The following is a 12475-nucleotide window of genomic DNA, read 5'->3' on the forward strand; positions in this document are numbered from 1 at the left end:
CGGACTTTGTTTGAGCGTACCCTTACTTCTATCAATCTGATCTTGCGGTAAAGGAAAATATTCATCTCTGCTTTCTATGGTAAGCCCTTTTAAATAGTCGAAATACCCACCTTCGAAAGAAAAATAGCTTTCTAGGGTTTGTTTGGCTATGCCCCAGCGTACAAGGTCAAAAAACCGGTGTCCTTCCATGGCCAACTCCAACCTACGTTCGAAACGTACCGCGTTTCTGGCATAGGTATCGTTCGGGAATGAGGTATAGGTATTTACTTTATATGCCGCAGCAGGTGCACCATTTATCTGTTGTGGGGTAATTTTTGCTGCCCGTAATCTAACCGCATTTACGAGTGTTAAAGCCCTCGGAAGATCACCCTTTTCTACCGCACACTCTGCGGCCATCAAATAAACATCACCCAAACGGATCAGGTTTACATTGAGTCCGGTTACATTGGTGGTACCCGGTGCGGTTCCACTCGAAATCTGTGCAGACTCTATCGTATTTTTAACAGCAACAAATGGACCTCCATTAGAAGCATCACGGATCCAGGTATCTCCGGCCATTATCCCCCAATCGCGATAAGGAACACCACGTCTGCCTATAGTAGATTCTATCCGCGGGTCTAATGGTAATGTTTTATCCACTACGTAATTATCCTTAGCTGCTCCCGTCAATCCAAAATCCGATTTGTAAGGATTGTTGCGATAGCTACCATCCAATAGTGGTAAACCCGCGATATCTACTTTAAATGAATTGGCTAAATCAATAGTAGGCTGGAAAAATCCACAACAATTGATCGGTGTATTGCCATAAGGAAAATTCAGGATATCACCAACATTACCATTATCACCGCCGGTACCATCTGTACCAACCGAATGTTGAACAGACATAATGGTTTCAGGTCCATCTTCTTTGGTAATGTCGAAGTTATCGGCATAAGGCATGGTAGTCAGATCTGCTTTGGCTAAAATTACGGCGTTTAGCAAATCATAAGCTTCAGGATACTTTTTCTGATACAAAAATACTTTGCCTAAATAAGCCTGTGCAGCATATTTATCAACCCTTCCCTTTTGACCTTTAGGCTTGTTTGTACTTAGGTTGGCTACAGCAAACTGAAGATCATCAACTATGTTCGGGTAAATGTCTTTATCGTTAGGCACAAAAGTACCACTTGTGGCTTCGGTAATATAAGGAACGGCTTTAAATACCCTTACCAAAAAGAAATAATAATGTGCACGCAACAAACGCGCCTCACCCTGTATCTCTTTGGCACGGGCATCGCTAAATTTAGCCGAACCATTACCTGACTGTAAATTAGCCAGTATTTTAAGCGTATTGTTACAGCGTTGGATGCCCTCAAAACACCTGTCCCACAGGTTGGACAAGTTATCATTTGTGCTTGTTGGCGAATGCTGTTCGATGGCATTCATAGGAGGCTGATCGCCAACACTACTTCCCTTATGGGCATTGTCAGAAGCTACTTCTCCAAACAGCCATTGACTTGGCGCAGCTCCATAGTTACCATAGGTACCATTAACGTTGCCATTTAAAAGTCCATAAGCACCTACCAGTAGTCCTTCCACCCCATCTTGTGTGGTTAATTGCGATTCTGTAAGCTCACCCTGAGGCTGAAGATTCAAAAATTCCTTCTTGCAGGAAAATGTAATACAGATCAGTAAGGAGAGCAGGATATATTTTATATGTTTCATCTTTGTTTCTATTTAATTAAAATCCAACATTAATACCAATTAAAAACTGACGTGGAGAAGGGTAAACACCCTGATCTACCCCTGGAGCTGTAAAACCATCAGTAATCTGGGTTACCTCTGGATCCATGCCAGTATATTTTGTTATTGTAAATAAATTGGTTGCACTCGCGTATACCCTCAATTTGTTAATAGGCGAATTGGAACCGAACACTTTAGTAGTTGGGATAGAGTAACCTAGCTGTATATTCTTTAACCTTAAAAAACTTCCATCCTGAATATAATAACTTGACGATGCAAACTCTAAATCGGAAGCACCTGCATAAGCCGAAGGTATTAAGCTCGTCGGGTTCGATGGACTCCAGGCGTTCAGCAACCTGGTGCTTTTGGCACCATCAAAAGAAGGGAAGTCTGTGAAGTAACGTGTGGCCTGAAAAATATCGTTCCCCTGAACGCCATAAATAAATGCAGAAATATCAAAGTTCTTGTAAGATGCATTTAGGTTTATCCCAGCTGTAAAATCGGGATTGGGATTTCCGATAATGGTCCGGTCTTTCGGATCGATTATGCCATCGCCATTAATATCCTGATAACGCAGACCACCAACCCTTGCACCTGCATAAGATGGATTGTTCTGAATATCTGCAGCGCTCTGGTAAATCCCAGCGGTTTTATAACCGAAAAACGAACCAAAGGGTGCACCCACTTGCAATGCACTCGTCTGTAAACTTCTGTAATTACCGTAAATCTGGTTAAAAATACCGGGAGCTAAGGCCACAATTTCATTTTTGTTTTTAGAGAAATTCAGTCCAATATCAAATTTAAGTGGACTATCGTCTTTTATACCATAATGATAGGCTACATTAAATTCGATTCCTTTATTGCTCATATCCCCGATATTTACAAATGGTGAGTTGCCTAATCCTACAACACTGGAAGGCAAAGGCAGATTATAAAGCATGTCGGTAGTTTTCTTATTGTACCAATCAACCGATCCGTCAATAGCACCACCCAACAAAGTAAAATCAAGTCCAATATTTAATGATTTTAAAGATTCCCATTTTATATCTGGATTTGCGTAATTGTTTTGCCATACCCCTGTGGTTAAACCATTACCACCACCAACAGCATAGGCAGAGTTAATAATTGAACTTTGGTATCTGTTCAGGTAATTGTACGCAGGGATCCGCTGGTTTCCCGTTTGGCCATATCCTACACGAAGTTTTAAATCACTTACCCATTTAATACTTTTCATAAACTCTTCTTCAGATAATCGCCACGCTGCACTTGCTGCCGGATAATTACCATACTTATTTGAAGGGCCAAAGTTTGAAGAACCGTCACGTCTGATCGTAATACTTGCCAGATAACGGTCGTGATAAGAATAATCTACTTTCCCGAATAAAGAGAAGAGCGAGCCAATAGATCCGGTACTGGTATTGCTGATATTAGATGAGCCTGTGCTTAAATAATAATAATCCTGATTGCCCAAAATGAAGAAATCATTCCGGCCTGCATTTAACTGGCGGGATCTTGATCTGATGGCTTCTGTACCAACGAGCACATTTACCCGGTGCAACTCGTTAAAAACCTTACTATAGTTTAAGGTATTGGTCCAGGTCCATTCGGTATTATAACCCTGGTATTCGTTTAGGTTATTGGAGTTGTTCCCCTCAGAAAATTCTAAATTTGGATAACGCATCGATAAACCGTTAAAATTTTCATAGCGCAAACCAAAATTGGTTTTTAATACAAGCCCTGGGAGGATATCACCCTCACCAAAAACATTTCCGAAAAAGAAATTACTTTTGTTTTTATTATCCTTGGCGCGGTAAAGGAAAGCAAGTGGATTTTCCGCATTGCCTAACTGGCTACCGCGGCTACCTGCAAAATTACCGGCAATATCATAAACCGGAATAATGGTAGGGATACGGTAAGCCCAGCCTAATGAACTGCCCTGATCCTGATAACTTCCCGGAACATTTGGATTAACACCAAAACCATAACCTTCCGAATAGCTGTATTGTGCATTTTCGCCAAAACGAACATGTTTGTTAAAAGCAGAAATAGTAGTATTAGACCTAAAGTTATATCTTTTAAAACCGGTATACTGAATGGTTCCTTTTTGGTTCAGGTATCCGCCCGTAAACGCATAGGTTGCATTTTCGCCTCCGCCCGTAGCGCTGATCTGATAATTCTGGATCGGTGCTGCATCAGTAATCTCGTCAAACCAGTTGGTACCTGCCTTATTTGCCTTTGTAATCTGATAAAAAAGGTTGGGATCGCGGCTATAGTTATATTTAGAAGGGTCGGCATCTGCAGCAGTAACATCCTGCCCTAATTTTGAACCGGCAACCAGATAATCGGGCAATACGGGTGTTGGCCCTGAGCCGTAATTTTTACCTGCAGCTACTGTTTTTCCTGCATTTTTATAACCATCGAACACATATTGAGCATATTGTTGTGGATTCATCATCTCAGGGAAGCTACCTTTACGCGGGGCCTGTGTACCATAATATGAATCGAGTGTAATTTTCGGTGCACCGGTCACTCCTTTTTTGGTGGTGACAATCACTACTCCATTATTTGCCCGCGATCCGTAAATAGAGGCTGAAGATGCATCCTTCAATACCTGCATACTTTCAATATCATTTTGGTTAAGCCACGAGAGTTTACCTTCAAAAGGCACCCCATCAATTACATAAAGTGGTTCATTATTATTGATGGTACTAGTACCACGGATCCGGATCTGTGGTGTAGAACCCGGTGCGCCGTCGTTTATAATCTGTACCCCCGTAGCCTTACCCTGCAAAGCCTCTACAGCGCTGGCAGCGGGCTGGCCTTTTAACAGCCCTATATTCACAACAGCTACTGCACCTGTTAAATCTTTTTTCCGCTGACTGGAGTAACCCGTTACCACCACTTCTGATAATTTGTTGTCTTCAGCGAGTAAAACGACAGAGATATTATTCTGATTACCTACAGTAACTTCTTTTGATCCGTATCCAATAAAAGAAATAACCAATACATCTGTAGGCTTGGCCGCAATTGAAAATAATCCGCTGGCATCTGTAGTGGTACCGCCAGCTCCATTTTTGATTTTTATAGTGGCGCCAACTATGGGGAGTTTATCATCACTCGCAGTAACTTTCCCTGTTACTTTAGACTGGGCACTTGCCTTGATTGCGAATAGCATACTCAGGCACAAGAGAACATAGCTCCTCCTGAAGAAAGATAGTTTTTGTTTCATAAGTTAATAATGATAGTTAGTGATTTGTAATCGTGTTAATCAAAAAAAAGACCAAAGGCGTGGCACATAGCCATATTATTTACAGCATTCTTTTTAAAAAATAATTAATAGTTGAAAGATTTACTCCTACTTAAATCAGGGGTAAATACACAAGAATGAACTTCTTGTAAAGTAGTGTAGTTTTTTTCTCATAGGTTTAATAATTGGTTAGATTGTGAGTAATATATTTAAGATTTACATAAGGGAATTAACAAAATATACATACAAATAATTATGCTAAATACTTTTAACATAAAATAAATATACAAAAAATAACGATTAGATATACATATAATCTATAAGGCCTAATATTTAAGATTTGAGCGGATAATCATCCGGATTGAATGTTCAAATACGAAACATAGCAAAACACCATATGCATACATTTAAATTTTCCACATTTAATTCGTACCTTTGCCGCTGAAGCAGGAATAAGGGCTTGCCATTCTGAATGGCATATTCTCTCCGCAAGTTAGTCCTTCAACAAATGATTGTTCTAGCTTCTTCGATAAATATTACACAGAAAAATACATGTTATTCAAAGAATTAAACCTCATTGAGCCCATTTTAAAGGCCCTTGAGACCGAAGGTTATACACAACCTACACCGATACAGGAGCAATCCATCCCAACAATACTACAAGGCAAAGATTTATTAGGCTGCGCACAAACCGGAACCGGAAAAACCGCTGCCTTTGCCATTCCAATGTTGCAGTTATTGCACGAAAAACACGTCAATACCAAAGCTACAAAAAACATAAAGGCTTTAATTTTAACGCCAACACGCGAACTTGCCATTCAGATTGAAGAAAGTTTTAAAGCTTATGGCCGTAATTTAAACTTACGCCACTTGGTAATTTTTGGTGGGGTAAATCAACATTCACAAGTAGAAGCTTTAAAAAAAGGCGTTGATATTTTAGTAGCAACACCCGGCCGTTTATTAGATTTAATGAACCAGGGTTTCATCAACTTAAACACCATCGAGTTATTTGTGTTAGATGAAGCCGACCGTATGCTGGACATGGGTTTTATCCACGATGTGAAAAGAGTGGTGGCTAAATTGCCAACAAAACGCCAGACATTATTTTTCTCGGCGACCATGCCTGATGAAATCCAAAAATTAGCCAATACCATTTTATCCAACCCAACAAAAGTAGAAGTTACTCCTATTTCTTCTACTGCCGAAACGATTGTTCAATCGGTGTATTTTGTTGACAAACCTGATAAAAAGAAATTACTGATCCATCTTTTAGAAGATAGGGATATTCAAACGGCACTGGTTTTTACGCGTACCAAACATGGTGCCGACCGTATTGTTAAGGATTTAGCACATGCAGGCATTAAAGCTGCAGCCATTCATGGAAATAAATCACAAAACGCCAGACAACGTGCATTAACCGACTTTAAAGACCGGAAAATCCGCGTTTTGGTGGCTACTGATATTGCTGCCCGTGGTATCGATATCGATCAGTTATCTCATGTATTCAATTTCGAACTGCCGAATATACCTGAATCGTATGTACACAGGATTGGCCGTACTGGTCGTGCTGGTGCTAACGGTATTGCCATTTCTTTCTGTGATGCAGAAGAAAACGAATACTTACTGGACATTCAGAAACTGATAAAAATTACACTTCCAGTGGTTGATGATCATCCTTACCCATTAAGCTGGGAAAGTATGTTGGCCAAAAACCAGGTTAAACGCAAGCCACAGGCTCAATCAAAAGGTGGTGGCGGTGCCAAAAAAAGTGGTGATGGTAACATGAGTGGTAAACCACGCAACGCCAGCAACAACAGAAGATTTGGCGGAAACAGAAAAAGAGGAGAAAGATAGGCTTTGAGGTAGAGGGCTGGAAGGCGGAGGGTTTAAGGCGTAAGATCCGAAAACCTAAGCTTCAACAAAAAACCCGGGTTACGAAACGTAATCCGGGTTTTTCTATTTAAAATTAAGGCAAGCTCAAAGAAACCCTCTACCCTATAGCCTTCAGCCTCCTACCTCTTCGAAGGCAAAAGAAAGGAAGCCTTCAACCTTCTTACCCTCTACCTTCCACCTCACTAAACCACCACATTAATGATCTTTCCTTTCACGAAAATGATCTTTTTGGTCGGTTTTCCATCCAAGAACTTCTGGAATTGCTCATCAGCAAATAAAATACTTTCTACTTCTGGCTGCGTTAAGGTTAAACTTAAATTCAGGTTCATTTTCATTTTACCATTGATTGAAACCGGATAAGCAAACTCATCTTCCACCAGGTATTCTGGTTTAAATGTTGGGAAAGCTGTATACGATAAAGTTCCAGCCTCATTACCCAATAATACCCAAAGCTCTTCGCAGATGTGCGGTGCATATGGAGATAAAATAATCACCATATCTTCCAAAATCTGACGGTTTTTACACTTCAGATCGGTCAACTCGTTTACCGCTATCATAAAGCTCGATACAGAAGTATTAAACGAGAAACGTTCGATATCATCGTGTATTTTTTTAATGATTTTGTGCAGTGATTTTAATTCCGCTTTCGTAGGTACCGCATCGTTTACATGGAACACCCATTCTTCGTTGTGGAACAAACGCCAGAACTTACGCAAGAACTTAAATACACCTTCGATACCATTTGTATTCCAGGGTTTACTTTGTTCTAAAGGACCTAAGAACATTTCGTACATCCGCAAAGTATCGGCACCATAACGCTCAATCAAATCATCTGGATTAACCACATTGAATTTTGATTTCGACATTTTCTCTACTTCAACGCCACAAATATATTTTCCACCTTCCAGAATAAATTCTGCATTGGCATATTCTTCTCTCCAGGCTTTAAATTTATTGATGTCAAGAATTTCGTTTTCTACAATGTTTACGTCAACATGTAATGCCGATGTTTTATATTCTTTTCTCAATCCAGCAGAAACATAGGTATTTGTTGGCTTACCCTCAGCATCATTAATTCTGTACACGAAATTACTTCTACCCTGGATCATGCCCTGGTTAATCAGTTTTTTGAAAGGCTCTTCTTCTTTAGTATAACCCAAATCTTTCAAAAATTTATTCCAGAAACGGCTATATAATAAGTGACCTGTAGCATGCTCAGAACCACCGATATATAAATCCACATCTTTCCAGTAATCAACAGCTTCTTTTGAAGCAAAATCGTTGTTATTATTGGCATCCATATAACGGTACCAGTACCAACTGCTGCCTGCCCAACCCGGCATGGTGCTCAATTCGTAATGACCACCATCTTTTGGCACCCAGTTTTCGGCCCTGGCCAAAGGTGGTTCGCCTGTTTCGGTTGGTAAATATTTATCAATTTCAGGAAGCAATAATGGCAATTCCTCTTCTTTTACCAAATACGGTAATCCATCTTTAAAGTAAACCGGAATCGGCTCACCCCAATAACGCTGGCGACCAAAAATCGCATCGCGCTGACGGAAGTTTACTTTTGCTTTTCCTACTTTTTCTACTTCTAACCAGTTGTTCAAGAAAGAAACGGCTTCCTTATATTCCATTCCGTTAATGAAACCGGAGTTAATGTATTTTCCTTCTTTCGTTGGATCGGCCTGAATATCAATATCCTTTTGACCGTCTAAAATCTGGATAATCGGCAAGTTGAAGTGTGTGGCAAATAACCAGTCGCGCTGATCGCCACTTGGCACACCCATAACCGCACCTGTTCCGTAACCAGCTAACACATAATCGGCAATCCACAACTGAACACGCTCGCCGCTTACCGGGTTAATTACATAGGTTCCTGTAAAAGCGCCTGATACTGTTTTGGTATCAGCCATGCGGTCTAATTCTGATTTCTTTTTAGTTTGAGCGATGTAGTTTGCAATATCCTGTTTTTGCTCAGGCGTAGTCAATTCTGCAACCCACTCGTGCTCTGGTGCCAATACCAGGTAAGAGACACCAAAAATGGTATCTACACGCGTGGTGAATACTTCTATATATTTTTCAGTTTTCAGATTTGAGTTTTCAGTTTCTTCCACTGCCAACTGTGAATTGTCAACTGCAAATTTAACAGATGCACCTACACTTTTCCCGATCCAGTTGCGTTGCATTTCTTTAATCGGCTCTGGCCAATCGATGGTATCTAAACCTTGCAAAAGACGGTCAGAATACGCGGTAATCCGCATGCTCCACTGCATCATTTTTTTCTGCTCAACTGGGAAACCACCACGCTCAGAAAAACCATCCTTAACTTCGTCATTGGCTAAAACCGTTCCCAATGCCGGGCACCAGTTTACGGTACTCTCCCGAAGATAGGTTAAGCGGTATTTTAACAATTCGATCTGTTTTTCCTCATCGGTAAAAGTTGCCCAATCGCTCGGCATAAATGCTTTGGTATCTTCATCACAAACGGCTTTAACATCAGCTGTGCCAGAAGCATTAAATTTTTCGATCAAGGTGGTGATGTCTTCAGCCCTATCGTTTTCGATATTATACCAGGAGTTAAACAATTGCATAAAAATCCACTGCGTCCACTTGTAATAAGATGGTTCACTGGTACGTACTTCCCTGCTCCAATCGAAAGAAAAACCAATCTGATCCAACTGACGGCGGTAGGTTGCAATATTTGCCTCGGTGGTAATGGCCGGGTGCTGTCCGGTTTGAATGGCGTATTGTTCTGCTGGTAAACCGAACGAATCGTATCCCATTGGATGCAATACGTTAAAGCCTTTAAGGCGTTTGTATCTCGAAAAAATATCAGATGCAATGTAACCCAGTGGGTGACCAACGTGCAAACCTGCTCCCGATGGATAAGGAAACATATCTAACACATAATATTTTGGTTTTTCAGAATTACTTTCGGCTTTAAATGTTTGATGATCTGCCCAGAATTTCTGCCACTTTTGTTCTATTTCTTTGAATTGGTAATCCATTGCAAGTTTTAAATTTTTAAAGGTGCGAAAATACGGAAATTAAGGGGCTTAAAAAAGCAGATTCATGATAATATTTTGCCAACGGAAATGCAGAATCAGAAGAAGTTAGGGCTAAAATTTCTTGTTTTAACCATGAAACCAAAATCAGGTTAAAGTGTTTCTTTATTATTTATTATCTTCGTGTATTAAAAAATGAGTGTTATGACACATCTTACTATCGAAAATAAGAAATACGTACTCATCCCAGAAGAAAGTTACCAAGAGCTACAAAAAAATGCAGCTTTAAAACATCATCCTGAAAAAATATTTTCTATTAATGAAGCGCGAGCCCATAGTAAAAAGTTAATCAGGAAATGGTCAGCAGAAAAATAGTAATTAAGCAAACTGTTGCTGAAAGTATTGCAGAAGTTTCCTGGTATTTAGAGTCTGAAGGTTTTCAAGCTACTGCTGAAAAATTTACAGATGATGTCTATGATTTTATTGAAAAATTAGGAGACCACAGAAAAAGATACAGAACTTGTAAAGAGCCCCAAAGAACACTCATGGGTTATAAATGCATATCTTTCAAGAAAAATTACACAATTGTTTTTATCGAATTAGATACAGAAATCATTATATGTGAATTTGTTCCGTCAAAAATGATTTACTGGTAATTTTTTATCTCTGCTCATTCCATGTGGAGTCAGATGTTACCATCTGACTATCTAAGTATTAAAACAACGAATATCTGTTGATGATATGTTTTTAGTGTCAGTTGGGAACAACCGACACCACAGCTAATACACCACCACAAAAAAATGCGCCATTGATGCTAATGATCAATGGCGCAAGCAAATAATCGGGGGATTAAAATCTTATCTTGATAAAGTATATACTTTAACCACGTTTGTTTTATCAATTTTAGCAGTAAATTCCAGTTTATTTGCAGTAATACTGTTTATTTTACAATAGTTCAATCCATCATTGATATCCATACTGAACTGATCAGAATAAATGATTACATAAGTGCCAAGGGTCCTGTTTCCTGATAAACTTAGTTCTACCGGGTCGTCGTTATTAGATTTAAAGTCAACATAATCGCTGGTAGTGCCATATGTAACATCACCATTAACTTTTTTAGGATCTCCTGCTGTATCATCAGCGGTATAACCGGTAGTTACAATCCTATTTAAAGTCCATTTACCCATCATCTGGGCTTTTAAAGAAGTTTCATCTTTCTTACACGAAACAATTGTAGAGGCGATAAGTAGAAACAGGCTCAAAATAGTAACTTGTCTTTTCATAGTTAAATTTAGTTTTAAGATATCCATAATTAACGCCGTTTAAACAAATTTCGTACCGTGTTTTTAGAAAAAGAGAATTTCATTAAAGAATTAATACTCAAACTAAAAGCTAAACAGATGCGTTTATATTCATTTAGCAATCATTAATTGGTGTTTATCAGGTATAATTTATATTTTCGCAGAAACAAAAATGAAATACATGGAAGAATTCGAAGTAAGTGATGCATCTAAGAAAACCAAAACCGTTTATATCTCTACTATAATTAGTATTGCGTTGGTTTTATTAATGCTGGGGCTGCTTGGGTTGGTACTTGTACATGCCAAAAACCTGTCTAACTACGTTAAAGAAAACATTGTTTTAAACATTATTGTTGATGAAGGCGCGAAAGAAGCCGATGTTTTGGCTTTCCAGAAAGAGCTGAATACAAACCCAGCGGTAAAACAAACGCAATATGTAAATAAAGAACTTGCAGCCAGAAATTTAACACAGGATTTAGGCGAAGATTTTGTTAACTTTTTAGGATACAATCCACTAACTTCTACCTTCGATGTGTACTTAAAAGCAGAATATGCGAACAATAAAAGTATTGATGCGCTAAAAGCCAGTATCTCTAAAAACCCAGTGGTTAAAGAGGTAGTGTACCAAAGTTCTTTAATTGATATGGTGAATAAAAATATCAGTACCATTGGTTTAATTATTTTAGCCTTTGCTGCATTGCTATTAATTATTTCTATCGCACTGATAAACAATACGATACGATTAGCCATATACTCACAGCGCTTTTTAATTAAAAGTATGCAATTGGTTGGTGCAACGAAAAATTTTATCCGACGTCCTTTCTTATTGTATGCTGCTTTGCACGGCTTAATTGCTGCATTTATTGCCATCATTATTTTATTGGCAACGTTAATTTACGCCCGCAAAGAGGTACCAGAAATTATTATCTTAAATAACTACCAGGAATTTGGCTTCGTGTTTATAGGCCTATTAATTGTTGGTATTTTTATAACAGGTATTAGTACATGGTTTGCAGTAAGCAGATATTTACGTTTAAAATCTTATCATCTTTATAGATAATGGCAGAAAAAAAAACAGGTCCGATTGTAAAGGACGTTAAAAGCGAATTGGTTTTTACCAAAAAAAACTACCAGTTATTATTGATCAGCGTAGCAATTGTTGCGGTTGGCTTTATCCTGATGATGGGTACCACTGGTGACATTTACGACTTTAGAAGAACTTTATTGGCGCCGATAGTGGTGTTGGCTGGTTTTGCTTTTGGCATTTATGCGATCTTAAAAAAATAATTGCTTGTAATAAC

The 12475-nt window shown here is 38.9% G+C and carries 9 protein-coding genes; 5 read left to right on the plus strand and 4 right to left on the minus strand.

The window, feature by feature from the left end:
• Together R2S57_RS23915 and R2S57_RS23920 are read right to left on the minus strand one after the other, a co-directional pair.
• A partial coding sequence (locus R2S57_RS23915) for a RagB/SusD family nutrient uptake outer membrane protein (RefSeq protein WP_316847441.1) occupies positions 1–1704 on the minus strand: 1704 nt, incomplete at its 3' end.
• 16 nt (positions 1705–1720) lie between these two features.
• Complete coding sequence (locus R2S57_RS23920; RefSeq protein ID WP_316847442.1) at positions 1721–4951, minus strand: TonB-dependent receptor; 3231 nt, start codon at positions 4949–4951, stop codon at positions 1721–1723.
• A 570-nt stretch (positions 4952–5521) separates the two neighbouring features.
• Here R2S57_RS23920 and R2S57_RS23925 point away from each other — a divergent pair.
• Entirely contained in the window at positions 5522–6823 is a 1302-nt protein-coding gene (locus R2S57_RS23925) for a DEAD/DEAH box helicase (RefSeq protein ID WP_316847443.1), read from the plus strand.
• A 221-nt stretch (positions 6824–7044) separates the two neighbouring features.
• Here R2S57_RS23925 and leuS read toward each other — a convergent pair whose 3' ends face one another.
• Positions 7045–9873: a leucine--tRNA ligase gene (gene leuS / locus R2S57_RS23930; RefSeq protein ID WP_316847444.1), complete on the minus strand. Its 2829-nt coding sequence runs from the start codon at positions 9871–9873 to the stop codon at positions 7045–7047.
• A 201-nt stretch (positions 9874–10074) separates the two neighbouring features.
• On the opposite strand from leuS, the gene R2S57_RS23935 reads away from it, so the two are divergent.
• Together R2S57_RS23935 and R2S57_RS23940 are read left to right on the plus strand one after the other, a co-directional pair.
• The gene (locus R2S57_RS23935) at positions 10075–10245 is read left to right on the plus strand and encodes a hypothetical protein (RefSeq protein WP_316847445.1); all 171 of its coding nucleotides are present in this window, start codon (positions 10075–10077) and stop codon (positions 10243–10245) included.
• Positions 10227–10526 (plus strand): type II toxin-antitoxin system RelE/ParE family toxin, encoded by a 300-nt coding sequence (locus R2S57_RS23940; protein WP_316847446.1) that lies wholly within the window; start codon positions 10227–10229, stop codon positions 10524–10526. The genes R2S57_RS23935 and R2S57_RS23940 overlap by 19 nt, the downstream gene beginning before the upstream one ends.
• A 201-nt stretch (positions 10527–10727) precedes the next feature.
• Here the strand turns inward: R2S57_RS23940 and R2S57_RS23945 are convergent, their stop codons facing one another.
• Complete coding sequence (locus R2S57_RS23945) at positions 10728–11156, minus strand: hypothetical protein (protein ID WP_316847447.1); 429 nt, start codon at positions 11154–11156, stop codon at positions 10728–10730.
• 199 nt (positions 11157–11355) lie between these two features.
• Here R2S57_RS23945 and R2S57_RS23950 point away from each other — a divergent pair, with 199 nt between their 5' ends.
• Both R2S57_RS23950 and R2S57_RS23955 read left to right on the plus strand, forming a co-directional pair.
• Positions 11356–12234 carry a cell division protein FtsX gene (locus R2S57_RS23950; protein ID WP_316847448.1) on the plus strand — a complete coding sequence of 293 codons (879 nt, stop codon included), beginning with the start codon at positions 11356–11358 and terminating at the stop codon, positions 12232–12234.
• Complete coding sequence (locus tag R2S57_RS23955) at positions 12234–12461, plus strand: DUF3098 domain-containing protein (RefSeq protein ID WP_316847449.1); 228 nt, start codon at positions 12234–12236, stop codon at positions 12459–12461. The genes R2S57_RS23950 and R2S57_RS23955 overlap by 1 nt, the downstream gene beginning before the upstream one ends.
• Positions 12462–12475: the final 14 nt, after the last annotated feature.

The sequence above is a fragment of the Pedobacter psychrodurus genome (assembly GCF_032678585.1).
Classification (GTDB): Bacteria; Bacteroidota; Bacteroidia; order Sphingobacteriales; family Sphingobacteriaceae; genus Pedobacter; species Pedobacter psychrodurus_A.